Annotated in this window: 25 protein-coding genes, 1 rRNA gene and 1 pseudogene; 12 read left to right on the top strand and 15 right to left on the bottom strand. The window is 42.0% G+C overall.

Annotation, left to right across the window (positions count from 1 at the left end):
- Nucleotides 1–2 precede the first annotated feature (2 nt).
- From DFO72_RS24300 to DFO72_RS24270, 7 genes are all read right to left on the bottom strand, one after another.
- On the bottom strand, nt 3–590 hold the full coding sequence (locus tag DFO72_RS24300; protein ID WP_113884868.1) for a DedA family protein: 588 nt from the start codon (nt 588–590) through the stop codon (nt 3–5).
- Nucleotides 587–1,294, bottom strand: a complete 708-nt coding sequence (locus DFO72_RS24295) for a polysaccharide deacetylase family protein (protein WP_113884867.1) — start codon at nt 1,292–1,294, stop codon at nt 587–589. Before DFO72_RS24295 ends, DFO72_RS24300 begins: the two co-directional genes overlap by 4 nt.
- A 258-nt stretch (nt 1,295–1,552) precedes the next feature.
- Nucleotides 1,553–2,374, bottom strand: a complete 822-nt coding sequence (locus tag DFO72_RS24290) for a manganese catalase family protein (RefSeq protein ID WP_113884866.1) — start codon at nt 2,372–2,374, stop codon at nt 1,553–1,555.
- A 148-nt stretch (nt 2,375–2,522) separates the two neighbouring features.
- Entirely contained in the window at nt 2,523–3,530 is a 1,008-nt protein-coding gene (locus DFO72_RS24285) for a FecCD family ABC transporter permease (RefSeq protein ID WP_113884865.1), read from the bottom strand.
- On the bottom strand, nt 3,527–4,537 hold the full coding sequence (locus tag DFO72_RS24280) for a FecCD family ABC transporter permease (protein WP_113884864.1): 1,011 nt from the start codon (nt 4,535–4,537) through the stop codon (nt 3,527–3,529). Before DFO72_RS24280 ends, DFO72_RS24285 begins: the two co-directional genes overlap by 4 nt.
- A gap of 175 nt (nt 4,538–4,712) precedes the next feature.
- On the bottom strand, nt 4,713–5,639 hold the full coding sequence (locus tag DFO72_RS24275) for an iron-hydroxamate ABC transporter substrate-binding protein (protein WP_113884863.1): 927 nt from the start codon (nt 5,637–5,639) through the stop codon (nt 4,713–4,715).
- The gene (locus DFO72_RS24270) at nt 5,590–6,435 is read right to left on the bottom strand and encodes an ABC transporter ATP-binding protein (RefSeq protein WP_113884862.1); all 846 of its coding nucleotides are present in this window, start codon (nt 6,433–6,435) and stop codon (nt 5,590–5,592) included. The genes DFO72_RS24275 and DFO72_RS24270 overlap by 50 nt, the downstream gene beginning before the upstream one ends.
- A gap of 211 nt (nt 6,436–6,646) precedes the next feature.
- Between DFO72_RS24270 and DFO72_RS24265 the strand changes: the two genes are divergently transcribed.
- The gene (locus tag DFO72_RS24265) at nt 6,647–7,696 is read left to right on the top strand and encodes an NAD(P)/FAD-dependent oxidoreductase (RefSeq protein ID WP_113884861.1); all 1,050 of its coding nucleotides are present in this window, start codon (nt 6,647–6,649) and stop codon (nt 7,694–7,696) included.
- A gap of 176 nt (nt 7,697–7,872) precedes the next feature.
- Here DFO72_RS24265 and DFO72_RS24260 read toward each other — a convergent pair whose 3' ends face one another.
- The gene (locus DFO72_RS24260; protein ID WP_113884860.1) at nt 7,873–9,087 is read right to left on the bottom strand and encodes an MFS transporter; all 1,215 of its coding nucleotides are present in this window, start codon (nt 9,085–9,087) and stop codon (nt 7,873–7,875) included.
- A gap of 141 nt (nt 9,088–9,228) precedes the next feature.
- On the opposite strand from DFO72_RS24260, the gene DFO72_RS24255 reads away from it, so the two are divergent.
- Nucleotides 9,229–9,564 (top strand): antibiotic biosynthesis monooxygenase family protein, encoded by a 336-nt coding sequence (locus tag DFO72_RS24255; RefSeq protein WP_113884859.1) that lies wholly within the window; start codon nt 9,229–9,231, stop codon nt 9,562–9,564.
- Between the two features lie 421 nt (nt 9,565–9,985).
- Here DFO72_RS24255 and DFO72_RS24245 read toward each other — a convergent pair whose 3' ends face one another.
- Complete coding sequence (locus tag DFO72_RS24245) at nt 9,986–10,204, bottom strand: hypothetical protein (RefSeq protein ID WP_009335878.1); 219 nt, start codon at nt 10,202–10,204, stop codon at nt 9,986–9,988.
- A gap of 177 nt (nt 10,205–10,381) precedes the next feature.
- Nucleotides 10,382–12,115 (bottom strand): ABC transporter ATP-binding protein, encoded by a 1,734-nt coding sequence (locus DFO72_RS24240; protein ID WP_113884858.1) that lies wholly within the window; start codon nt 12,113–12,115, stop codon nt 10,382–10,384.
- 127 nt (nt 12,116–12,242) lie between these two features.
- Here DFO72_RS24240 and DFO72_RS24235 point away from each other — a divergent pair, with 127 nt between their 5' ends.
- Both DFO72_RS24235 and DFO72_RS30180 read left to right on the top strand, forming a co-directional pair.
- Nucleotides 12,243–12,860: a DUF3298 and DUF4163 domain-containing protein gene (locus DFO72_RS24235; RefSeq protein ID WP_181782398.1), complete on the top strand. Its 618-nt coding sequence runs from the start codon at nt 12,243–12,245 to the stop codon at nt 12,858–12,860.
- A gap of 15 nt (nt 12,861–12,875) precedes the next feature.
- A pseudogene (locus tag DFO72_RS30180) lies at nt 12,876–13,034 on the top strand (6-phospho-alpha-glucosidase); the annotation flags it as partial.
- A gap of 264 nt (nt 13,035–13,298) precedes the next feature.
- On the opposite strand, the gene ahpF reads toward DFO72_RS30180, so the two are convergent.
- On the bottom strand, nt 13,299–14,828 hold the full coding sequence (gene ahpF / locus DFO72_RS24225; RefSeq protein WP_113884857.1) for an alkyl hydroperoxide reductase subunit F: 1,530 nt from the start codon (nt 14,826–14,828) through the stop codon (nt 13,299–13,301).
- A gap of 14 nt (nt 14,829–14,842) precedes the next feature.
- The gene (ahpC, locus tag DFO72_RS24220; protein WP_009335870.1) at nt 14,843–15,406 is read right to left on the bottom strand and encodes an alkyl hydroperoxide reductase subunit C; all 564 of its coding nucleotides are present in this window, start codon (nt 15,404–15,406) and stop codon (nt 14,843–14,845) included.
- Between the two features lie 618 nt (nt 15,407–16,024).
- On the opposite strand from ahpC, the gene DFO72_RS24215 reads away from it, so the two are divergent.
- From DFO72_RS24215 to DFO72_RS24200, 4 genes are all read left to right on the top strand, one after another.
- Nucleotides 16,025–16,354 (top strand): PadR family transcriptional regulator, encoded by a 330-nt coding sequence (locus DFO72_RS24215; RefSeq protein ID WP_113884856.1) that lies wholly within the window; start codon nt 16,025–16,027, stop codon nt 16,352–16,354.
- A gap of 3 nt (nt 16,355–16,357) precedes the next feature.
- On the top strand, nt 16,358–17,131 hold the full coding sequence (locus DFO72_RS24210; protein WP_113884855.1) for a hypothetical protein: 774 nt from the start codon (nt 16,358–16,360) through the stop codon (nt 17,129–17,131).
- 1 nt (nt 17,132) lies between these two features.
- Nucleotides 17,133–17,474 (top strand): zinc ribbon domain-containing protein YjdM, encoded by a 342-nt coding sequence (locus DFO72_RS24205; RefSeq protein ID WP_113884854.1) that lies wholly within the window; start codon nt 17,133–17,135, stop codon nt 17,472–17,474.
- Between the two features lie 154 nt (nt 17,475–17,628).
- Nucleotides 17,629–19,260 carry an ATP-binding protein gene (locus tag DFO72_RS24200; protein ID WP_113884853.1) on the top strand — a complete coding sequence of 544 codons (1,632 nt, stop codon included), beginning with the start codon at nt 17,629–17,631 and terminating at the stop codon, nt 19,258–19,260.
- Between the two features lie 46 nt (nt 19,261–19,306).
- Here the strand turns inward: DFO72_RS24200 and DFO72_RS24195 are convergent, their stop codons facing one another.
- Both DFO72_RS24195 and DFO72_RS24190 read right to left on the bottom strand, forming a co-directional pair.
- On the bottom strand, nt 19,307–20,140 hold the full coding sequence (locus DFO72_RS24195; RefSeq protein ID WP_113884852.1) for an aldo/keto reductase: 834 nt from the start codon (nt 20,138–20,140) through the stop codon (nt 19,307–19,309).
- A gap of 12 nt (nt 20,141–20,152) precedes the next feature.
- A complete protein-coding gene (locus DFO72_RS24190; RefSeq protein WP_113884851.1) occupies nt 20,153–21,361 on the bottom strand; it encodes an MFS transporter in 1,209 nt (402 codons plus the stop codon).
- A gap of 289 nt (nt 21,362–21,650) precedes the next feature.
- On the opposite strand from DFO72_RS24190, the gene DFO72_RS24185 reads away from it, so the two are divergent.
- Complete coding sequence (locus tag DFO72_RS24185; protein WP_113884850.1) at nt 21,651–21,980, top strand: winged helix-turn-helix transcriptional regulator; 330 nt, start codon at nt 21,651–21,653, stop codon at nt 21,978–21,980.
- Nucleotides 21,981–22,033: 53 nt separating this feature from the next.
- Here the strand turns inward: DFO72_RS24185 and DFO72_RS24180 are convergent, their stop codons facing one another.
- On the bottom strand, nt 22,034–22,360 hold the full coding sequence (locus tag DFO72_RS24180; protein WP_113884849.1) for a hypothetical protein: 327 nt from the start codon (nt 22,358–22,360) through the stop codon (nt 22,034–22,036).
- A 128-nt stretch (nt 22,361–22,488) separates the two neighbouring features.
- Here DFO72_RS24180 and DFO72_RS24175 point away from each other — a divergent pair, with 128 nt between their 5' ends.
- The 3 genes from DFO72_RS24175 to DFO72_RS24170 form a co-directional block, all read left to right on the top strand.
- Nucleotides 22,489–23,151, top strand: a complete 663-nt coding sequence (locus tag DFO72_RS24175) for an alpha/beta hydrolase family protein (RefSeq protein ID WP_243856269.1) — start codon at nt 22,489–22,491, stop codon at nt 23,149–23,151.
- Entirely contained in the window at nt 23,148–23,426 is a 279-nt protein-coding gene (locus DFO72_RS30175; RefSeq protein ID WP_243856268.1) for an alpha/beta hydrolase, read from the top strand. Before DFO72_RS24175 ends, DFO72_RS30175 begins: the two co-directional genes overlap by 4 nt.
- A 351-nt stretch (nt 23,427–23,777) precedes the next feature.
- A 16S ribosomal RNA gene (locus DFO72_RS24170) occupies nt 23,778–23,856 on the top strand; the annotation flags it as partial.

Genomic DNA, 23,856 nt, shown 5'->3' with positions numbered 1-23,856 from the left:
TATCACTTGAATTTATTTTTTGCATACTTAAAGAGCATGTAGATTACGAATACAAATAATAACACAATCCCCAGATATGGCACATATTCAGGATTTATATCAAATAAGCTTCCGGCAAAGTATCCCGCGGCAATTATAGGGAGCACCCAGCTAAGGGAGCCTGCTGCAGAATATAGAAGGTACTGATGAAAAGGAACTTTGGATATGCCGGCAAAGTAAGGACTTATCTGTCGTATTCCCGGCATATAAAAACCCGCAAAGATCATAAAACGATGATTCTCCAAGTATTTTTTCTGGGCGGTATTCCATCTTTTTTCCGTGATCCCAATATATCTGCCATATTTTTTGAGAAAAGGTGTACCTGCTTTTTTACCGATCCAATACGCTGAAAGCATCCCAAGCAGCACACCTGCTTCTGCACAGACTGCAGATTCGGCAAAGCTTAACTTGTGATTTCCAATTAACACGCCAATAAGAAATAATAGCGATTCTTCCGGAGCAGGAATGCCGACAATCCCGAAAAATAAAAATAAAAAGATAATCCAATACCCGTAGGACGAAATAAATTCAATAATTGTTTCAGTACTCATGTGTGATGCCCCTGATATCCTTCTTTTAAAGAAACAAAATGGATCCCTTTTAGTGCTGCCTGCTGCAAATACTGGTCCAGATGGCCAATCATATATTCAGGTGCATGGGGATCTGCGCCAAGAGTTTCACCACTGTCGTGGAGTAGAAAAATCCGGCCAGGCACGGTTTCATTTGCCAGCGACTCTGAAAGGGTGTCCCTGATATGCCGAATTTTCCAATCCTTGAAAATGCCCGACCACATAATAATCTTATACTTTCTAGCCATCCAGAGGGTAAATAAATTGAAGTGTCCCCATGGCGGACGATAGAAATAGACCTCTTCATTAATCGTTTCTTCAATAATTTTTTTTGTTTGCTCCAGCTGTCTTTTTAAACATCCCGGTGAAAGGAACCAGCTTGAGATATGCCGGTAATGATGGATGCCAATTGTATGTCCATCCTCCTGCATTCTTTTAAGCAGCAATGGATGCTTTGCTGCATTTTCCCCGACAACGAAAAAGGCTGCCTTTGCTTCATGCTTTTTTAAGACATCCAGAAGCCTCGCTGTATATTGTGGATCCGGTCCATCATCAAAGGTTAAAGCAATGGAATTTGGTTCGGATATTTCTTTTACAATTCCCCAATTCAGCGATCGTATGAGTACAGTGGGCAAAACTGCGTAACTAATAAATATAATCAGTACGGCGGTAAAAAAATAAATCATGCAAACTAGATCCTTTCCGGAGGTGTATCACTTATTTTCATTCCCCTTTTATAGTGAGGGTAACCTTAATGTTCAGAGTAAATGTAAGGAAAATTCCATTCATGTCTAAGGGTAGGATGGTTTTATCATATAAAAAATCTGAAGGAAGTCAATGGAGAGGACGGATATTAAAGAGGAAAGCAATGTCCAATTCAATCAAACGTTTGATTGAACTAACAAAACAAGCTGATGATTCAGCCTGTTTTGTTAAATCTATTATTAATCCATCGGTAATGTGTTATGGAGGTTTGGTGGTGCAGGCTTTAGCATAGGCTTGTCCCCCTCAGGCTTTGGATTGCTTACATATTTGTATTCTCCCTGGCCATCCAGAGCAGGGCCCTGTGCCCATCTGCCTGTGCTGCTTTCTTCGCCTGCTGATAGGTTGTAGAGTGTGTAAGAGATATCTGTGCGTTCTTTTTCACGAGGGAAGGTGCTGGGGACGAGCAGGCCTTCTTTTTCTTCAAGCTCCGCAATCGCAGCAGCCCATTGGTTTTGGTGGTAAGCGTCTCTGGCAATCAGAACTGAAAGCAGATCTTTAATGCCCTTATCATCAGTCATTTCATAGAGACGTGCAGCCTGCAGACGGCCCTGGGACTCTGCATTCAAGTTTGAACGGAAGTCTGCTAATAAATTTCCGCTGGCTGTAATATAAGTGCCCATCCAAGGGTTCCCTACACTGTCAGTCGGACGGGCACCAAGTCCGGAGACAATGGCATGCTGCGGGTTCATTCCGCCCATAATCGCTCCAACCACCGGATCCTTTGCTGCTTCTTCCTGCTGATTAACAGGGGCGTCGTCCATTAGTCTGGCAACCATTGTTGCGAGCATTTCCACATGTCCAATTTCTTCAGTCCCAATATCCAGCAGAAGGTCGCGATACTTTTCATTTCCACGAGTTGCCCAGCCCTGAAACATGTACTGCATGGCAACCGTCATTTCACCATATTGGCCGCCGATCAATTCCTGAAGCTTTTTGGCAAAAACGGGATCCGGACGTTCCGGCTTAGCTTCAAATTGCAATTCTTTTACATGAAAAAACATCTAAATTCCTCCTATGCTATAGATTTCCAAATATACACTGTATCTATTGCCCTGAAAAAAGCAGGAAGAAACATGGTTTTAAGAAATTAATATATTACTATTACATTTAAAAAGAAAAAAAGACGTGCGAACACATCTTTTTAATCAGCTATTTTTTTAACAGTAAATACATGAAATAAGGAGCACCGATCAGCGCAACCATAATGCCGGCTGGCAGGCCGTCAGGATCAACCAGGTTCCGGCCAAGCGTATCGGCGAATAAGAGAAGCCATCCTCCTAAAAGAATAGCAATCGGAATGAAAAGCTGGTTCCGCGGTCCAACAAGCGCTTTAGCCATGTGCGGTGCAATTAAGCCGATAAAGGCGATTCCGCCGGTCACCGACACAGCTGAAGCGGCCAATGCAACGGCTGTAAGCAGAAGGATGATCCGTTCTTTTTCAATGGATACTCCTATTCCGATGGCGACAGGCTCGCTTAAGCTTAATAGATTCAAACGGTTTGCTTTATATAAAGTAAATGGGATCAGCAGAAGAAGCCAGGGGAGGAGTGCCCAAATGAACGGCCAATCTGTTCCCCAGATATTCCCTGATAGCCATTTAGCTATAAAGTCGACTTTCTCTCTTTCTGCTGAAGAAATCAGGACAATCATGACACCGGAAAGCGCCATGGAAAATCCCACCCCGACCAACACCATCTTTACAGGCTGAAGCCCCTCGCTTTTTTTATAGGAAAAAGCATAGATGAGGATTGCAGTAAGTAAAGCGCCGAAAAATGCGCATAAAGGCAGCATGTATATGAAAGTCCCAGCTTCAATCGGAAAGAACAGAAAGAAAACCGCTATAGCAACCCCGGCACCGGAGTTTATGCCAATGATGCCTGGATCTGCCAGGTCATTGCGTGTAATCCCTTGTAAAATAGCACCGGATAATGCGAGTGCCATGCCGGCCAAGACAGTGATAAATACACGCGGCAGCCGAATGGAGAATAACACAAATTCTTCTTTAAATGTGCCCTGTCCCATAATAGTCGGGATCAATCGGTCATATGAAAGGGAGGCGTAGCCTAATCCCATTCCAATCACAATGGTAACAATAATGAGTGCTGATAAAACAGCCATTAAAATTCGCTGTTTTTTTACTAACTCTGGCTGAATCATGAGAACGCCTTACCTCCTTTATGAACAATAAACAGGAAGAAAGGAAGCCCCATAACAGCGATAATAGCTGCTGCCGGTGTTTCGTAAGGAGCATTGATGGTTCTCCCGAGTGTATCGGCCAGAAGCATAAAAGCAGCTCCTGTCAGGGCAGACATAGGAAGAATAAAACGGTAATCTGTACCTACAATAGCACGGACAATATGAGGCACCATCAGCCCGATAAAAGCCATATTTCCAACGAGTGCCACTGATGCGCCAGCAAGCAGGGTCACTAAGATGAATAGGATGGTCTTAATCTGAGATGTATTCTGCCCCAGGCCTACTGCCACTTCCTCATTTAAGCTTAAGATAGTCAGCTGCTTGGACAGAAAAAGCGAAACAAGAATGCCAATGGAAATAACCGGGACAATTACTTGCAGCTGGCTCCAGGATGTGCCGATGATTCCGCCTGCCGTCCACATGCTGACATCTTTTGATATTTTAAAATAGATGCCGACTCCTTCGGCTATTGCGAAAAGGAAGGCGGAAACCGCGGCACCGGCCAATACGATCCGAATTGGAGAAAACCCTCCTTTTTTCATGGCGCCAATGCCGAAAACCAGCCCAGCTCCGACCGCTGCACCGATAAAACAGGCGAAGAGAATCCCTATGTAATTTGCTGAAGGAATGAGCACAAGAGTTAATGCAAGTGCGGCATTTGCTCCAGCCGTTAATCCGAGTAAGCCTGGGTCTGCAAGAGGGTTTCTTGTCATTCCCTGCATAATGGCCCCGGAAATGCTAAGTGCAGCTCCAACGAAGACCGCAGCAATTTCACGCGGCAGCCGGATTTCACGAATAATCGAAATTTTTTCTCCAGAAGCATTGGAAGCAAGCGCCAGCCAAACATCTCTGACCGTGACATCCGCAGCTCCAAACACACACGCAGCCACAAACATGCCGGCAAAGATAACAAAGCCTGCGGCGAGTTTATAGATAAATGGAATGAAGGGTTGAGCATCTTTTGTCATTGTACTCTCATCTTTCTTTATGGGATCAGAACTGCCTTAAACTTCGAAAACTGTCTAGTTCCAGCTGACAGGCGGGAGCCTTGCGCTGTTCTTATAATAACAGAATTGATAAGGCGCTTCCGCTTTTCTAAATAGGAAAGAGGAATTCCTCAAAATAAGAATCCCTCCTGCATTATTACTTTCCTAAAAATGATTCTTTAAAGAACTCCAGCTGTGCATCAAGTGTGATAGGATCACTGAAGGAAGCACCATTGCCTTCCATTTCAAAGACGCGGTTATTTTTTACAGCAGGGATATTTTTGTACGTATTCGTTTCCTGGAACGAATGGTCAGCGTCAGAGTATTTGCTCAGAATAATGTAATCTCCGGAATATTCAGGAAGAACTTCTGTGGAAATAGCGTAATACCCATCTTTAAGAGCCATTTCCTTCACTTTTTCAGGCATTTTTAAGTCCATTGCCTGGTACAGGATTTCAGTTCCGCGTGCCCAGTTATCGCCAAACACATAAAGCTGTTTATCAAAGATTTCAAAAACAGAAACGGTTGCATCTTCGCCAATTTTCGCACGGATGTCTTCACCAGCTGCTTCAGCACGCTGTTTAAAGTCTGCTACCCATTTCTTTGCTTCTTCTTCTTTATTAAGAAGCTTGCCGATTTCCTCATGCTGTGACAGATAATCTAATTTACCCCATGTATAAGTTACTGTTGGTGCAATTTCCTTAAGTTTATCGTAGTTTTTTACAGTAGATAATGCAATGATCAGGTCTGGTTCTAATTCTATTATTTTTTCAAGGTTATCTTCAGATACTTCTTCAGCATCTTTCAATTCTTCTTCAAAACGGGGGTTATTCTTGGACCATGTGTCCACACCGACGATATTTACACCTAATTGCATTACATTTCCTGTAAACCCGGAAAGGAGGACGACTCTCTTAGGATCAGCCGGTACTTCAACCGGCCCGGTTTCAGATTCATAAGTAAAGGTGCCTGATTTTTTATCTTCTTTTGGTTCTGCTTCTTTTGATTCTCCTTGCTCTGTATTGCCGCAGGCGCTAATAAGCAGAAGCAGCAAGATCGTAAACGGGATCAATAGTTTCTTCATGTTGATTTTCTCCTTTTAGTAAATTATAAGTAATACACATTGGCTTGTTTGTGCGGGGATCGCGTCCGATGACTGCATCAATATTGAACACTTTCCTTAAGACATCTTGTGTAATGACTTCCTCATAGCTTCCTGATTTAACAATTTCACCATCTTTTAATGCAACGATATGGTCAGCAAAACGGGCTGCCTGGTTTAAATCATGAAGGACCATTACAATGGTGCGTTCCTGTTCCTGGTTCAGCTTTTGGAGAAGCTCAAGAACCTCAAGCTGATGGGCCATATCCAAGTAAGTGGTTGGTTCATCAAGGAAAATGATGTCTGTTTCCTGAGCAAGAGCCATTGCGATCCAGACCCTCTGTCGCTGGCCGCCGGAAAGGGCATCAACCGGACGAAATTTGAAATCCTTGATCCCAGTAACGTCAAGAGCCCAATCAATGACTTCATAGTCCCTTTTCGTTAATCTGCCAAATCCTTTCTGATAAGGAAAGCGACCGTATGAGACCAGTTCGCCCACTGTTAAACCGCTTGCACTTTCGGGTGTTTGCGGCAAAATCGCCATTTTCTTGGCGAGGATCTTTGTATTTTCCTTTGAAATGTTCTCGCCGTCCAAAATGACAGTGCCTGATTGATGAGAAATGATTCGTGTAATCGCTTTTAAAAGGGTTGATTTTCCGCAGCCATTCGGGCCGATGATAGTCGTGATCTTCTTATCGGGAATCTGGACACTTAGGTCTTTTACAATCAAGCGTTCACTATATCCAATGTTCAAGCCATCTGTATATAGGCGGACCATTATGTAACCTCCGTTTAGTTGAGAATATATTTTACTGATAATGATTATCAGTATCGGTTCTTTTTTACTATAAGTCTATCTGATTTTTATGTCAATAGTATTTTAAAGGAAAAGTATTCAGAAAAAATTTCATTGTCAAAGGAGTAGAAAGGTCGTATAGTTGAAATGAGAATGATAATCAATAGTAATTGGTTATAGGAGTGAACGGAAAATGAAAAATGCTGAAGTGTTTGATGTGACGGTTATTGGAGGCGGACCTGCGGGTCTTTATTCTACTTTCTACAGCGGATTAAGGAAAATGAAAACAAAGCTGATTGAGTTTCAGCCAATGCTTGGCGGTAAAGTTCATGTATATCCGGAGAAAATGATCTGGGATGTGGGCGGCCTGACCCCGACACCAGGGGCAAAACTGATTGAACAGCTGGTGGAGCAGGGACTAACGTTTAATCCAACGGTTGTTCTTAATGAAAAGGTAGAATCCATTGCCAAAAATGAAGATGGTCTATTTGTCTTAAAAGGCTCTTCTGGAGAAGAACACTATTCGAAAACCGTCATTGTCGCTGTTGGAAGCGGAATTTTAAAGCCGCAAAAACTGAAGATAGAAGGGGCAGAGCGTTTTGAAGTTTCCAATCTGAATTATACGGTCAAATCGCTTAAACATTTTAAAGATAAGACTGTAATTGTTTCGGGCGGAGGAAATTCTGCAGTAGACTGGGCAAATGAATTGGAACCCGTTGCCAAGCAGGTATACATCACATGCAGGAGAGATGCTTTGACTGGGCATGAAGCACAGGTATCACAGCTTATGAATAGTTCGGTTATCTGCATTAACCATACGTCCATCACAAAATTAATTGCCGGCGGAAATCATGAGGAAATTGAACAGGTGGAATTGACGAATAATGAAACAGGGGAAGTTTCTTATCTGCAGATTGATGAAGTAGTAATTAATCATGGCTATGAACAGGATACGGAACTCTTAAAAAATAGCAATCTGAATATTGAAATGCTCGAAGATTTCTATATTGCAGGCAATGCTAACAGCGAAACGTCGGTTGAAGGGCTATATGCTGCAGGGGACATCCTTAAGCATGACGGCAAACTTCACTTAATTGCCGGGGCATTCCAGGATGCTGCCAATGCAGTAAACAAAGCGAAGCAGTATATTGAACCGGATGCTGCCGCAGCTGCGATGGTTTCTTCCCATAATGATGTCTTTAAAAAACGGAATCGGGAATTGGTGAAGCAGCTTGTGCACTAGGGTAAAAACTAAGCGCACATAAATTTTTTTATCCGCACATAAAACTGGGTAATGCACACAGAAAAAATTTTATCCGGACATAAAATAAGTCTATCCGCACTTAAACTGAAAAAATGCCTGGAATTAAGGCGGAATATCAGTGAAAAACCGGCCCACACGATGTGGACCGGTTTTTTTTACGTACTGATCTTTTCTTTTACCTGAATTTCTGTCCTAATTTGCCTGAATTTAGCAAAGAATGCTGCCGTCATGATCAGCGACAGTATTCCAAAGATCACGACCATTAACTGAAGGCCGACTGCATCCAGCAGGAATCCAGTCAGAAGCAGGACAATCTGAAAAGTTACACGGTCAAGCATGTTTCGGAAGGAGAAGAATCTTCCGTGAAATTCCTTGGGCACTCTTGTTTGGAAAATGGTGGCGGCAGTCGGGAAGAAACAGCCGACCGCAAATCCAAAAATAAAGAAAGCCAAGATGGATAGAACAGGCACATCTGCAAAGTACAGAAGCAGCTGTGATAGTCCGATGATGAAGGAGAAGAAAAACAGGATCGCATAAGGCGAACGTTTTTGGCTGAGTTGTTTGACAATGAATGCGCCAAGCATGAAGCCGAGTCCTTCTGCCGTATAGATTAAGCCTTTAATGGATGAGCTGTCTTGAAGCTCACTGATATTAATGACCATTAAGTTAAATCCGCCAAGGAACAGAAGCGGAACCAAGGTAAGGATCAATGTCATAAACACAATGGGCAGACCTTGAATAATTGGGAATACTTCCTTGAATCCTCCGCCGCCTTTCGCTGATTTTCTTCCTGTGCTTTCCTTTGAGAAGGATTCTTCAAAATCCATAAAAAAGGTGATTATAAAGAGAATTAGATAGGCCACAAGCGAAGCGATGTAAAGCATTGATAATGGCAAGATAACTAACAAAACGCCAGCTAAAGCAGTACCTAATATTCTGGAAAGAGTGGACACATTCATATGGACTCCATTCAGCTGCAGCAGGTCCTTATCTTCCACAACCAGCGGGATGGCAGCCTGTAGAGCTGGAAAATAGAAGGCTGCTGAGATTTGCAGGAATACCAGAAAAATAACCATCCACCAGACTGACCCGGTTTGTATGGCAATTAACATAAAAACAACGCTCAATGCCCGGGCGAAGCCAGAAGCCAGCATGACCGTTTTCTTGCTGATTTGGTCAGTTATTCTTCCTGCCCAGGGTCCCACAGCAATCCCTGCCAGCAATCCGCCAGCCAAAATAAGCGACTTTAGAAAATCTGAGGGAACCTTTTCCTGCATAAATTCTAGATTCCCTATTATACCGAGCCACAAGCCCAGCCCTGCTATAAACTCCCCGGTTAATAAAATCCATACATTTTTATTTTTCCACATACTTAGGCCCCGTTTTCTGATTAATTCGATAATCTAAAGATACTATAAACCAAGGAAATAATGAATCTATTTTTTAAGATAGTTGAAAATGAAAATCGTTATCAATTATAATAACAGAAAAGAAGCAGGGGAGGAACAGATATGTTTATTCAATTAAAAACAATTATGGTGAAAGAAGGCCATTCAAATAAGTTAATCGAGCGCTTTGCAGGGGAAGGAATAATCGAAGAGCAGCCCGGATTTATTGATTTGAATGTTTTAAAGAAGAAACAGCGCAGCGGGGACGAAGAAGTGGCCGTCATGATTCGCTGGGAATCGGAAGAAGCCTGGAAGGCGTGGGAAACAAGTGATGTACATATTGCTGGGCACAAGGCAAACCGCGGCAAGCCGAAGCCGGAATATATTATTGATAGCCGTCAGGATGTCTATCATTCATTGGGCCAGAAGCAATACCGTGAGCCAGCTGAAGTTAAATAAAGTGCAATGCCCATTCATAAAGGGATTTTTGAATGGGCATTTTTTTATGTGTTTGCTATCTATTAAGCTTTCAGTCCCGTGCCTTTCCAGGTGCAGCAGGGAGGGCATAGTTTCATTATTTGAAGGAGCGGTAGATTACAGGATGTTCTTAAGAGACTTCGAATTTAATGGAAATGGATGCTTCTCTGGAAATGGTTTGGACTAAATGTGAAAGACATACTGACAAAAGACAGCAAGGAAATTATGAGAGTTTTTGAGTCTGAGAAAGCCGTATAACAGACAGAAAAAAGTCAATCAAACGTTTGATTGATTTAGGTTGCAGTATGATTTCTCCTAAATGAAAAGATACGGGGAATAGTATCCTGCATCTCGAAAATCACATGGAAGAGAACAATCAAAAAAAGCTTTAAGGATGTTTTAATCACCTTAAGGCTTTTTCGATTGCTTCTGCTGCTGATTCTATGTGGCGGAAATTTTTCTTTATATTTGTTTCTGTGTAGGTAATTTCAAAAGAATGATTGTTTTTCAAGTAACATACAGATAAAACCTGCTGTTTGTCATTTGAAAAGGTCTGAGTGATTTCAGAGTCACAATAATATTTCAATGTTTCAAGCATGTTAAGTGTGTGATCTATTGACATAGTCTTTAGCCTCCTTTTGGATTGGCATGACTAACTGAGATCTTAATTCCATTATAAGGAATCCACTATCATGTTTATATGGATAATTTGTCACATTTTATCATAAGATTCGGTTTTAAAGGGGCTGGAATCAAGATCAGCAGTAAAATGGCCAGTCTTTGATAGACTGGCCACTTCTTATGCAAGCTGCTGCTCGGCAAATTCACGATATAGATCATGTGATTGTGTCAATTCGGAATGTGTGCCAATGCCTGTGACCCGTCCTTTTTCAATGAAAACAATTTGGTCTGCGTCAACAATTGTGGAAAGGCGGTGGGCGATGACGAAAGTTGTCCGGCCTTCCATTAGGCGGGTAAGGGCCTGCTGGACGATGCCTTCAGATTGGCTGTCAAGGCTGGCGGTAGCTTCGTCCATCATCAATATTTTAGGGTCGCGCAGGAAAGCCCGCGCTATAGCAATACGCTGCCGTTGTCCTCCGGAAAGCTTCACCCCCCGCTCACCAACTTCTGTGTCAAGCCCCTTCGGAAAATCAGCGATGAATTGGTCAGCGTATGCCATTTTCGCAACTTCCCATAATTTCTCATCTGCAATGCTTTTGGAATTTTCCAGCCCATAGCATAAATTCTCACGGATCGTACCTGCCATCATGGCACTTTCCTGTGAAACATAGCCAATTTGGCTGCGCCAGGATTTAAGGGATATCTGCTGGATGTGTGTATCGCCAATTTTAATTTCACCATTAGTTGGCTCGTAAAATCGTTCAAGCAAACCAAACAGAGTGGTTTTTCCGCTTCCGCTTGGACCTGCCAGTGCAATCATCTGACCTGGCTGGGCTTCCAGTGAGATATTTTCCAGAACACTCTCTTCTGCGCTATAGGAGAATGAGACGTTATCGATTAAAATCGGTTTGCTGCTGATATCCAATTCGATGCCGTCTTGCCCATCTTCTAATGGCTCCTCCAAAATTTCTATGATCCGCTCTGTGGCGCCTTTTGCTTTTTGCAGCTGAGTAAAAAACATCGCAAATGAGGTGATTGGCATAATAATCTGGAATAAGTACAGCAAAAAGGCTACAAGAGAACCCGTTGACATCGTTCCGCTGGCCACACGCATGCCTCCATAGGCGATGATCATGACAATAACAACCATCATAATCAGGTACATAGTCGGGCCAATCATTGCAAAAATGCGGGCTTCCCGCAAACCGAAGCCAAGCAGTTTGTCGATGCCATCCAATCCTTTTTCTTCTTCATTTTGTTCTGCGGTAGAAGACTTCATTAAGCGGATTTCACCAAGTGTTTGGGTAATGTTTCCGGTAAAGATGGCAGTTTCATCTTGAAGGCCCCGAGATATTTTTGCCATCTTTCGGCCGAGTGGAATCATGATTGCCAGTGTAATAGGAACAGAAGTGAGCATGAGCAGTGTCATTTTCCAGTCCATCACAAGCAGGATAATAATTGCACCGATAATACTGATAATCCCGGTAATAAATTGTGGAAAGTGATTGGTAATCAGCTCCCTGACAATGCTAGTATCATTAACTACGCGGCTGACTGTCCGGCCGCTGGATTGCTTATCAAAATAACTGACCGGCAGCCTTATGAGCTTCATCCACATCCGGTCCCGAAGCCGTGCCACCACTTTTTGGCCTACATAGCTGAGCAGGTAGATGGAGATTCCGCTGATGATGGCCTGGACGATAAAGGCTGCCCCAATTCCGATTATGAGCGGAACGCTTAAAGATTCAACAGAAAAACCGTCCACCAGATTTTTGGTCAGCAGCGGTACGAGAAGGCCAGTTAAGGTGGTTAAAATGCTGGCTGTTAAACCAATGATGAGGGCAGTCTTTGGAATTTTTGTTGATAGTATGAGTGAAATGAATGGTTTAAGGCTGGTTTGCTTTTTATCCATTTTGTGTGCTCCTGTCTCTTATATATCGATATCATTATATAACATTGAAACTTCCATTACCTGTTATGCACCTTAACGCCTATCCGATGAATAGGATGTGTTAAAAACCCAAAAAGGATGGATAGCCGTGGCAATCAACTTTCCGGTAGGCATCAAAACGATGACAATCAGGACCGGGCCCACCAAAGTCGTTTATTATCCCCGTGTGACAGGAATGCAAAATAAGCAGCTGCAGCATGTTATCAACAGTACCATTGTCCGAGAAAACCAGCAGCTCATTAACGAGCAGACAGGCAATATGGATACAACCGTGGTTGATTTGTATGGATACTATGAGATTAAAAGTAATCAGCGAGACGTCCTGAGCTTGTCTTTATCCAATTACGTGTATCATTATCATGCGGCACATGGTATGACAGTTATAAAATCCCTGACGTTTGATCTGCAAAAGGGGAAGCAGGTTTCCTTAAAGGATTTATTTAAGCCGGGCAGTAATTATGTAAAACGCCTGTCTGAGCTGATCTCAGTTCAAATTAAACAGCGTGACATTCCGCTGCTTGTAGACTTCAAAGGCATTAGGCCTGACCAGGACTTTTATATAGCAGACAAAGCTCTGATCATCTATTTCCAGCTCTATGAAATAACGCCTTATGCTTATGGATTCCCGATGTTTCCGATATCCGTTTATGCACTGCAGGATATTATTGATGAAAATGGGCCGCTGGGGAGGATGGCGGTGAATTAAAGTCAAAAGGAAAGGGAAGGTTCTTATGAAAAAGCATTACAAGCATTACAGCTTAACAAGACAATTCCATCTGCCATTGTTGCTAAAAAGATTTTAGATAATCTAATTGAAGCCAACAAGGAGTATAGGCTGACACTTGAGAAGAAATATAAAGAAGGCTCATTGGTACACTGATAGAATGTAAGGGCTCAGGCTATGTCTGTGCTCTTTTTCTATTTCGATCAAACGTTTGATTGGAAGCTGTCGCCTTTCAAATTGCGATTGTACCAGGGCACTTAACAAAAAAGACTGAACCTAATGCCATTCGGACAGCAGAAGCAGGGATTAAGTCTGAGCTTCCAACTTAGAGTAGAATACATTGGCCGACTTTGAAGAAATGGGATAGCCCAATAGAAAAACCGCTCCTGCCAAAGGCAGTAAGCGGTTTTAGATTAAAAATTAATTACGGATCAGATAGTCAAACGCACCTAGAGCTGCCGTCGCACCAGATCCCATGGAGATAATGATTTGCTTGTAGGCACTGTCTGTACAGTCTCCTGCAGCAAATACACCAGGGATGTTTGTGGCACCGTGCTTGTCCACAACGATTTCGCCGAAGCGAGTACGCTCGATCTGGTCGCCTAACCAATCTGTGTTAGGAACCAGGCCGATTTGGACGAATACACCCTGCAGTTCAACATGGTGTAGTTTTTCTGTCTCACGATCCATGTATGAAATACCATTTACTTTATCAGTTCCGGTAATTTCAGTTGTCTGAGCATTTGTGACAACCGTTACGTTTGGAAGGCTGTTCAGACGTTCCTGCAGAACGGCATCTGCTTTCAATTCAGGATTGAATTCGATAACCGTTACATGATTAACAATCCCTGCAAGGTCAATGGCTGCTTCAATACCGGAGTTGCCTCCGCCGATAACAGCTACGTCTTTGCCTTCAAATAATGGGCCATCACAGTGAGGGCAGTAAGCAACCCCTTTGTTTTTGAACTCTGCTTCACCTGGCACGTTGACATTTCTCCAGCGTGCACCAGTTGAAAGGATGACTGATTTACTTTTCAGAACAGCACCGTTTTCAAGTTCAATTTCAACAAGGTCCTTCTTTTCAAGTCTCTTTGCACGCTGCAGATTCATGACATCGATGCCATAATCTTTCACGTGTTCTTCAAGGCTTGCAACAAGCTTAGGGCCTTCTGTATGCTTCACACTGATAAAGTTTTCGATGCCTAAAGTATCCATTACCTGGCCGCCAAAGCGTTCAGCAACGATGCCGGTGCGGATGCCTTTGCGTGCAGCATAGATTGCCGCGCTTGATCCCGCAGGGCCGCCTCCAATGACAAGCACATCATAAGGATCCTTATCTGCAAACTCTGATGCGTCAGGGCCTGTTCCCATTTTCGCCAGAATTTCTTCAAGGGACATACGGCCGCTGCCGAATGATTCGCCATTAAGAAGAACTGTCGGCACTGCCATAATTTCTTTAGCATCTACTTCTTCTTTGTAAGCAGCACCATCGATCATTGTGTGTGAAATATTAGGGTTAAGAACACTCATGACGTTAAGAGCCTGTACTACATCAGGGCAGTTGTGGCAGCTTAAGCTGACATAAGTTTCAAAACGATATTCGCCCTCAACCTTCTTCACCTGGTCGATGACTTTCTGATCAACCTTAGGTGCCCTTCCGCTAACTTGAAGCAGAGCAAGCACTAAGGAAGTAAATTCATGTCCAAGAGGAATGCCGGCAAAGGTAATGCCAGTATCTTCACCTGGACGATTTACACTAAAGCTTGGCGTCCTTTGTAATTCAGTGCGCTCAACTTTAATGTGGGAGGACATATTGGCTAGCTCATCTACCAAAGCCAGCATGTCGCTGGATACTTTATCTGATCCAGCGCTGACTTTTAGAAGGATGTCGCCCTCCATCATCTGAAGATATTGAGCTAATTGTGCTTTTATATCTGCATCAAGTAACATGATTATCGTGCTCCTTAGATTTTACCTACTAGATCAAGGCTTGGCTTAAGTGTTTCAGATCCTTCTTTCCACTTAGCCGGGCAAACTTCACCTGGGTTGTTGCGTACATATTGAGCTGCTTTAAGCTTGCTTACAACCTGGCTTGCGTCACGGCCAATTCCGCCAGCGTTGATTTCAACAGTTTGGATGATGCCATCTGGATCGATGATGAATGTTCCGCGTTCTGCCAGTCCATCTTCTTCGTTCAGAACTTCGAAGTTGCGGGAAATTCTCTGGTTAGGGTCACCAATCATAACGTATTCAATCTTGTTGATTGTTTCAGAGTTATCGTGCCATGCTTTATGAGTGAAGTGAGTATCAGTTGATACAGAATAAACTTCTGCTCCCATATCTTTTAAAGTTGCATATTCATTTTGAAGGTCTTCTAGCTCAGTAGGGCATACGAATGTGAAGTCTGCTGGGTAGAAGCATACTACGCTCCATTTTCCTTTGAAGTTTTCTTCAGTAACATCGATGAAATCACCGTTATGGTAAGCTTTTGCTGCGAATGGTAGTACTTCTGAACCGATTAATGCCATGATAAAATTCCTCCTTAAATGGTTGAGTGATATGATTATTAATTAAATAGCGAACTATTTAATAATAATTCTAATTCGGTAATAATTATCATATACGATATATTTTTTGTCAAGGGAAAAGCTGTGAAATTTTGATCCTTTTCGGTTGAAGGGCGGAAACTTTAATGACAGGATAAGACACCAAAGTTTAATTACGCTTTTTTTAGGGTCAAATCAGTACGGAATGGAACTTTCAAAACAGCCTTGATCTCCTTGAATACAGTATAACTCTTCCTTGTTTTAATTACCCTTTTTTTGCCTGTATCAATCTCAACTAATATGAGATTTAAGTTTATAATTGAGAATGTGTTTAAGCAGTTGGATAAAACGGCGGCCAATGATCAGGCACTGGTCCACATTAACTTATTATTCCCTCTTTGGGTAAAAACAATCGATATGGCAGTAAAAAGAGTTCAATCAAACGTTTGATTAAATAAAGTAAAAAAATTACCTGTTTTTTACAGAAATACCTTGCAATACAATATAGTGATAGGTATAGTAAGTATATATCTTGTATTGCAAGGTATTTAACTGCAGGTGATTATCTTGTAATACAAGGTAGTGGAGGGAGTAAGGTCAATGTCAGAAACCACGCAAATGCTAAAAGGAATTCTGGACGGTTGTTTATTAGCCATAATTAAAGAAGGGGAGATATATGGGTATGAATTGGCGGCGAAATTGGAGTCATATGGATTTCGCTCATTGAGCGAAGGCACCATTTATCCGCTGCTTCTGCGTATGCAAAAAGAAGGGCTGATCAGTGCCACTTTGCGAAAGTCAACAGCTGGACCTAAACGAAAATATTACACATTAACTGAAAAAGGCGAGCGGGAGCTGAAGCTGTTTATAGGGCGCTGGGAACAGGTAAGTTCATCTGTTGATAATGTATTGAATAAAAGGGGGATATGAAGAATGGTCTCAAAGGAGTCTGAACAGTTTTTGACAGAGCTTCGTTTTTACCTGATGTCAAAAGGGAAAAATGATGATGAAATAAATGAAATAACAGAAGAGCTTGAAGTGCATTTAATGGAAGCTGAAGCCGATGGGAAGGATGTGTCTTATATTATCGGGGATAGCCCAAAGCAATATATGAAAAGCATCGGAGAATCAATGAGTACCGATTATCGTCAGATGGCGGGGCTGGTGCCGCTGATGATCCTTTTGCTTGGAGCTTATGTCAGCATAGGTCCTGCAATTGAAGGGAACTTTTCTTTATCCAAAGGAACACTTTGGATCGCTATCACCGCAGGAGTAATTGCAGTCGGAGGTTATGGTGTTCTGATTTTCAGAGTGCTTCCTAAATTTCTTCATTCCAAGTGGAGTGCAGTTCTTCTTTTAGGAGCTGGCGTTGCTGTAACAGGCTTAATGGTTATGTTGTTGCTTTGGAATCAGAAACAGGGTTTTGAACCGGTTTTTACAGCAACACCCTTTCAGAATAATGTAATTGTGGCAGTTTGTGCGGTTATATTTATTGTTTCTGCTATTTATACAAAAACATGGTTTACGGTTATAATTCCTCTGTGTATATCTGTGGGACCTATTGCCAATCGGTTTATTCCACAGGATGTGAATGAAGATCCAACATATATCTTATATACTGTTATAGCATTCGTTATTATAGCGGCGGTCATGATATTCGTATTCATGGCTAAACGGAAAAAAATGCTTAACAATGGAGGAAAATGAAATGTCTAGCTTGCCAAATTGCCCGAAATGCAGTTCAGAGTATACGTACGAGGACGGGCTGCTCTTTGTATGTCCTGTGTGTGCATATGAGTGGACAGCTGAATCCGAAACCAACAGTCTTGAAGACGAAAAGGTGATTAAGGATTCTAATGGAAATGTACTAACTGATGGAGATACAGTATCAGTCATTAAAGATCTTAAAGTGAAAGGCACTTCTTCTGTTATTAAGATTGGAACCAAGGTGAAAAATATTCGCCTCGTCGGTGGGGACCATGATATTGACTGTAAGATCGATGGCTTTGGAGCCATGAAGCTGAAGTCGGAGTTTGTGAAGAAAGTGTAACGAAAAAGGGCCTATCCTTCCAGGGATGGGCCCTTTTTAAATCAGTTCTGGCATATCCTTTAGAGGGCTCTAAAATAGTAGTGGAAAGGTCACCACCTCTGGTTTATGATAAAGAAAGAATATTAAGAATTTCTCAATATAGGTGGGAGCCTCCTTGATACTATTAGACTACATTGTTAATCTCTCCATTTTTTCATTATTGGTCAGTGTGCCTTTAATTCTACGCTCGTTTATCAGTCATAAACCGCTTAAGGATCTGCATCTTTTGGGCGGCCTGTATGCAGGAATTATTTCTGCCATTCTTGTGGGTATATCTTTTAAGGAGCAGGGTTATTCCTATGATATTCGTTACGCCATTCTGATTTTGGTATTTTCCTATTTGGGGCCAGGAGCAGGGTTTATTACCGGAATAATTGCCCTTGTATCAAGGCTGGTAATCAGTGAGAATTGGCTGCCAGCCATAATAGGATTATCGCTTATTTTGATTGCTTTTACAGTCGTACATAGATATAGCCGCCACCTTAAGGCGGTTAGAAAAACGGCCATATTATATGGTGTATATTGTGTCATTTATATTATAACGGTACCGATCATTTTTAACGTTTTTAGGGACAGCCCTATTTTTCATCTGCAATATATTCTGTTTGTGGGGCTTGGTGTCATTGTTGGGAGTTTGCTGATTGAATCCTATGAACGATTAATACGAATCATCACAGAAAAAAAACGGATGGAAAAGACGCTGGAAGAAAGTGAGTCTAAATACCGGCTGATCGCTGAAAATACATCAGACTTAATTGCGGTGATGGACAGGGATCGCAGTTTGAGTTATTTATCTCCGTCTCATGAGTTTGCATTAGGATGTGAAGCAGCGGAACTGCAAAATATGGAAGTGGATTTTGTTATTCATCCAGATGAAGCGGAAAATTTTCAGGCAGGCATAGAAAGGATATTCGAAAATAATGAGCGAATGGCAATGGAGTTTCGCCTAAAACACAGAGAAGGCCATTGGATTGAATTTGAGTCACGGTGTATGCCGGTTGAGGGCGAAAATGGTGTAATCGAGCATGTTGTCATGATCAGCAGGGATATTTCTGAGCGGAAAAAAGCAGAGGAATTTCTTTTGCAGTCTGAGAAACTATCGATTGTCGGGGAGCTCGCAGCCGGGGTTGCTCATGAAATCAGAAACCCGCTTACAACCATCAAAGGGTTCCTGCAGCTTTATAAGAGCGGCAATAGCCAAATAAATGGATTGCTGCTTAGTGAATTGGCGCGAATTGAAAATATTACCACTGAAATGCTTACGCTTGGAAAACCGCAGGCCATTCAAATGGACACGGCTAAGTTAACGGAAATTATAGAGAATACAGTCGAGTTATTATCCCCGCAGGCAAATATGAACGGTATCCAGTTCAAGCTGAATTTTGCAGATGGTGATTTTTTGATATCATGTGAAAAAAATCAAATCAAGCAGGTTTTTTTGAATATCATAAAAAACGCCATGGAGGCTATGGAAAAAGGAGGGGATATTGAGATTTCCCTCAAGGATAATAATGAAGGGGAATGCATTGTCTCCTTTCAGGATCAGGGGTGCGGAATACCTGACGAATTTCTGCCGAGACTTGGAGAACCTTTTTATACATTAAAAGAAAAAGGGACTGGTCTGGGACTTATGATTTGCCATAAGATCATTAAGCAGCATCATGGCAGCATCGTATATCAAAGCAAGATTGGTGAAGGTACTTTAATAGAGATCACATTGCCGCTTTTAAGGCAGACAATTCGTTAAACAAATAAAAGGGGATGAGGAGCTTGCAGCTCCTCGTCTCTTTTATTTAAAAATCAAAGTTGTCAGGATCTGGTCCAACGCGTAAATGTTCATCTAAGGAATCAATCAATTCCATGTCCTGCTGAGATAGTTCAAAATCAAATAAATCTGCATTTTCTTTGATGCGATGAGGTTTTGTTGACTTAGGGATGACAATAATACTGTTTTGCAGGTGCCACCTTAGGACAATTTGTGCAATGGATTTTCCATGTTTTTCAGCCAGTTTCTTCAGAATCTCATTTTCAAATAATCCGCCCTGCATTAGTGGAGCCCACGCTTCAATGTGCATATCATATTTGGCTGCAAAGGCGCGGAGATCAGTTTGGGCCAATTTAGGATGCAATTCAATTTGATTAATCATTGGTTTGATCTCAGCTGTTTTCAATAGACTTTCTAAATGGCGGATTTGAAAGTTGCTGACGCCGATGGTTTTGATTTTACCTTCTTTATATAAGTCTTCCAGTGCTCTCCAGGTTTCTGTGTATTTTCCCTCCACAGGCCAATGGATCAAATAAAGGTCAAGATATTCAAGTCCCATTTTCTCCAATGAGGTGTTAAACGCCTTGAGTGCTGCTTCATAGCCCTGGTCGGAATTCCAGACTTTTGAAGTGATAAAGAGTTCTTCTCTATTAATGCCAGACTGGCGGATGGCTTCTCCCACCCATTCCTCGTTGCCGTAGATGGAAGCTGTATCGATGCTTCTATATCCAATTTCAATTGCTGATTTAACAGCGGTTATTAGCTCTTCTTCCTTTTCCACTTTAAATACGCCAAGTCCAACCTTGGGCATTTTAACTCCATTTGCAAGTACTGCAGTACTAGATAAAGATAGATTATTCATATAAGACACTCCTTAATTAGTTTGTTTGCTTTGTTTCTCAAGTTTTTTTAGCCATCCCGTCAGAAATACGGCCCCAAGCACCATTACTCCGCCAATCCACGGTGTGTGAATTAAGCCGATAGAGTTGACGATCAGTCCGCCAACAAATGAGCCGATAGCAATTCCGATGTTAAAAGCCGCGATATTTAATGCTGAAGCAACATTGACAGCAGAAGGGACATATTTCTCAGCCAGGTTCACCACCAGAATTTGAAGGCCCGGCACATTCATGAAAGCAAATAAGCCCATTAGGAAAATAGCAGCAAGACCAAGAATTTTAAAAGGTGCTGCAAAGGTAAGCACGCCAAGAATAATGGCTTGCAGAGTGAACATCCAAAACAATGCATTTAATGGATCCTTGTCAGAAGCCTTTCCGCCAAGGACATTGCCTATTGCCACGGCCACTCCGTAAGCAAGCAGAATGATGCTGACCCATTTTGGACTAAATCCTGTTACATCTTCGAGAAGCGGAGTCAGGTAGGTAAAAGCAACGAACGTTCCGCCATATCCCAATGCGGTTATGCTAAAAGCTAAAAGCAGTTTTCCGCTGCTTAGAATTTTCAGCTGTTCACTGAACTTAGAAGCTGGTGCTTGTTTAAGGTTTTTGGGAACAAGAATGGCGCTGGCGATAATTCCAATTACTCCAAGCAGCGCTACTCCCGAGAATGTGGCTCTCCAGCCAAATGTCTGCCCGATAAACGTTCCGAGAGGTACACCTGTTACGGTTGCGACAGTCAAACCAGTGAACATAAAGGCTATTGCGCTGGCGCGTTTGTTCTCAGGAACTAAATCAGCGGCAATGGTCGAGCCGATTGAGAAAAAGATGCCGTGTGAAAAAGCTGTAATGAATCGTGCAGCCAGCAAAAGTGAAAAAGAGGTGGACAGGGCTGCAACGGAATTTCCGATGATAAACAAAATCATTAATGACATGAGCAGAGACTTTCTGTTCATTTTACTGGTCAAAGCAGTTAGTACAGGTGCGCCAATGGCAACTCCCATGGCATAGCCGGAAATCAATAAACCGGCCAATGTAATGGAAATTCCTAAATCACCTGAAATGGTCGACAGCAGCCCAACAGGCACAAACTCTGTGGTGCCAATTCCGAATGCGCTGATTGCGAGTGCAAGCAGGGCAGGAGTGCCGCCTTTTTCTTTTTGTGCATTTATAGCAATAGAACTCATTGGCAATGAATCCTCCTTATATTTAAAGTATGGGGTGGAGCAAAGACATCATAGCCAGGCGCCTTGGTCATTCAGTCTTAATGAAAGATATTATGGAGCATTCCAAACATGGTGAATAGTACGTACTTTAAAGTAATGCAGGCACTAGAAAGTAACTTATGGTCAATTTCACCATTTTGTTTTATGCTTCCTTATGCTATTATGGATGGCATAATTCAAAATGAACAGTACGTACTTTAAAGTAATGTAGGTACTTTTTTGTGCCTATCAAACAGAGGGGGGAAGGAGTTTGGCTTACAATATTCCGGTGGAAGCTACATTAGATGTGATTGGCGGTAAGTGGAAAGTTGTAATCATGTGTCATTTAATTAAAGGTGAAAAGCGAACTAGCGAGCTTAAGCGGCTAATGCCTGGGATTACACAAAAAATGCTGACTCAGCAGCTGCGCGAGCTTGAAGCGGATGGCGTTGTAAACCGTGCTGTTTTTGATCAAGTTCCTCCTAAGGTTGTCTATTCATTAACAGATTACGGATGGTCACTCCGCCCAATTCTGGATGCAATGTGCAATTGGGGGGAAGGACATATTGAATTAACAGGCGGAGAGCTTTTAGAACAATAAAAAAACAAAGACTCGTGTGCTTAAGGCAAACGAGTCTTTTTTATTTGACAGAGCTATTTAGTCTTTATCTGTTCTCGAATACTCTCAAGCTCCTCAAGCGATAATGAGCCAAGTGATTTCTTTATTTCTTCCTCGATTTGTTTCTTGTTATTTTCCCTATATCGATCCCACCATTCCCGAAGGCCTTCCGTATTTGCAAGCAAATACTCGATATCGATTTCTTCCACCTCATCATCCGATAGGTAATTCAAAACAGCAGCTAACATCCGATTCAGCCTGCTGACTTCATTTTCACTTTTTTCATTTGTACTTGGTGCTTTTTCTGAAATATCATTTTTGCTCGCATCATCCCTGCCTTCTGCGGCTGCTTTCTTAGGCATAAAACCCCTTCTTTCTATTGCAAATAAGATTTGCAATTAGTATTGCCTTAAAAAATTTAATAAAAAACTGAACGATATTTATTAGTAAACGTCTCATACGTAAAGTCGCTGCAAAGGGGTGCTGAATAATGAAAGAACGTGAGATTGATTTTAATACAGATGTAAATCTAAAGGGAACAGTAAGCTTTCCGAAAGAGTCAGAAGGAAAGCTTCCTCTTGTTGTTATATTTCATGGCTCAGGTCCAGTTGACAGGGATGGCAATGCGAAGGTTATGCAGATGAATGCTTATAAGATGCTTGCTGAGTTTTTTTCCTCCATTGGGGTGGCGGTTCTCAGATATGATAAGCGGGGAGCAGGAATGAGCGGCGGTAATTTTTATGAAACAGGAATGTGGGATTTAGTTAATGATGGGATAGCCGCTGTGAAGGAGGCGCAAGAGCTGCCGGAAATCAATCCTGAAAGAATTTTTCTGCTGGGTCATAGCGAAGGGTGCTCTTTAATTCCTCCTATTAATAGGCAGGCAGATGCTGCGGGTATCATCCTGCTTGCCGGTCACGCGGATAATGTAAGAAAGGCCTCTGAATTACAAGCAAGATTGCTGGAAGAGGAAGTTAAAGAGATGAAGGGGGTTAATGGTGTTCTTCTTCGTTTTTTAAAAGTTCATAAAACTGCTGCTTCCAAACAAAGAAAGGTGTTTGATGAGGTGATGGAATCGGAAGAGCCGGTGATGAAAAAAGGATTTAAAAGATTAATGCCAAGTGGGCACGAGAGCATTTTCAATATAATATGAAAGAAGATTTGGCCGCGATTACATGCCCGGTTCTTGCAATTACCGGTAAGAAGGATGTTCAAGTAAATCCTGAACATGTGCATCTTTTTGCTGAAAAAGTGAATGGCCCAGCTGAGGGCTATAATGTCCCGAAGATGAACCATCTCCTTAGAGACCAGGAAGAAGAAACTTCAATGATAAAGCTGAAGTCAATTTATAAAGGAAGTCTTTCAAAGCCACTGAGCGCTGAAATGCTGAACATTATTGAAGATTGGGCTAAAAGGTATATTCTTTAAAGAAGAGAAACTGTATGTGCGCAGTATGTGAGAAAAATTTATTGTGCATGCATTTTTTTTTTTTTTTTAAAAGGTATTGACTCTTACGCCTAAATTATTGTAAGATAGTTTTTGTCGCTTAGAGGTATTCAAACAGCGACGGCAAAAATAAGTTACAAACTGTTTGAACATCAAACAGAAAAAAGTAAAAAAAGATTGTTGACTTCTTTAAGAGATGATGGTAAGATAAATTTCGTTGTCACTTCGAAAGAAGTTATCGCATTAGTTCTTTGAAAACTAAACAAAACAGAAACGTCAACGTTAATTCTTTAGTCTTTTTTGAAAAGACAACTTATGAGCTTAATCAACTCTTATATGGAGAGTTTGATCCTGGCTCAGGACGAACGCTGGCGGCGTGCCTAATACATGCAAGTCGAGCGGACAGATGGGA

The organism is Cytobacillus oceanisediminis (genome assembly GCF_004366035.1).
Classification (GTDB): Bacteria; Bacillota; Bacilli; order Bacillales; family Cytobacillaceae; genus Cytobacillus; species Cytobacillus oceanisediminis_C.
This window is presented reverse-complemented; position numbering and strand designations above follow the sequence as displayed.

Coding starts and splice junctions, on each gene's coding strand:
- DFO72_RS24260 (WP_113884860.1), bottom strand. CDS start 9,087: ATGTGGAAAAATAAAAATGTATGGATTTTATTAACCGGGGAGTTTATA.
- DFO72_RS24270 (WP_113884862.1), bottom strand. CDS start 6,435: ATGGTCCGCCTATATACAGATGGCTTGAACATTGGATATAGTGAACGC.
- DFO72_RS24275 (WP_113884863.1), bottom strand. CDS start 5,639: ATGAAGAAACTATTGATCCCGTTTACGATCTTGCTGCTTCTGCTTATT.
- DFO72_RS24240 (WP_113884858.1), bottom strand. CDS start 12,115: ATGGATAAAAAGCAAACCAGCCTTAAACCATTCATTTCACTCATACTA.
- DFO72_RS24245 (WP_009335878.1), bottom strand. CDS start 10,204: ATGTCAATAGATCACACACTTAACATGCTTGAAACATTGAAATATTAT.
- DFO72_RS24280 (WP_113884864.1), bottom strand. CDS start 4,537: ATGACAAAAGATGCTCAACCCTTCATTCCATTTATCTATAAACTCGCC.
- DFO72_RS24210 (WP_113884855.1), top strand. CDS start 16,358: ATGGTCTCAAAGGAGTCTGAACAGTTTTTGACAGAGCTTCGTTTTTAC.
- DFO72_RS30175 (WP_243856268.1), top strand. CDS start 23,148: ATGAAAGAAGATTTGGCCGCGATTACATGCCCGGTTCTTGCAATTACC.
- DFO72_RS24175 (WP_243856269.1), top strand. CDS start 22,489: ATGAAAGAACGTGAGATTGATTTTAATACAGATGTAAATCTAAAGGGA.
- DFO72_RS24215 (WP_113884856.1), top strand. CDS start 16,025: ATGTCAGAAACCACGCAAATGCTAAAAGGAATTCTGGACGGTTGTTTA.
- DFO72_RS24285 (WP_113884865.1), bottom strand. CDS start 3,530: ATGATTCAGCCAGAGTTAGTAAAAAAACAGCGAATTTTAATGGCTGTT.
- DFO72_RS24290 (WP_113884866.1), bottom strand. CDS start 2,374: ATGTTTTTTCATGTAAAAGAATTGCAATTTGAAGCTAAGCCGGAACGT.
- DFO72_RS24190 (WP_113884851.1), bottom strand. CDS start 21,361: ATGAGTTCTATTGCTATAAATGCACAAAAAGAAAAAGGCGGCACTCCT.
- DFO72_RS24265 (WP_113884861.1), top strand. CDS start 6,647: ATGAAAAATGCTGAAGTGTTTGATGTGACGGTTATTGGAGGCGGACCT.
- ahpC (WP_009335870.1), bottom strand. CDS start 15,406: ATGGCATTAATCGGTTCAGAAGTACTACCATTCGCAGCAAAAGCTTAC.
- DFO72_RS24195 (WP_113884852.1), bottom strand. CDS start 20,140: ATGAATAATCTATCTTTATCTAGTACTGCAGTACTTGCAAATGGAGTT.
- DFO72_RS24180 (WP_113884849.1), bottom strand. CDS start 22,360: ATGCCTAAGAAAGCAGCCGCAGAAGGCAGGGATGATGCGAGCAAAAAT.
- ahpF (WP_113884857.1), bottom strand. CDS start 14,828: ATGTTACTTGATGCAGATATAAAAGCACAATTAGCTCAATATCTTCAG.
- DFO72_RS24205 (WP_113884854.1), top strand. CDS start 17,133: ATGTCTAGCTTGCCAAATTGCCCGAAATGCAGTTCAGAGTATACGTAC.
- DFO72_RS24295 (WP_113884867.1), bottom strand. CDS start 1,294: ATGATTTATTTTTTTACCGCCGTACTGATTATATTTATTAGTTACGCA.
- DFO72_RS24255 (WP_113884859.1), top strand. CDS start 9,229: ATGTTTATTCAATTAAAAACAATTATGGTGAAAGAAGGCCATTCAAAT.
- DFO72_RS24300 (WP_113884868.1), bottom strand. CDS start 590: ATGAGTACTGAAACAATTATTGAATTTATTTCGTCCTACGGGTATTGG.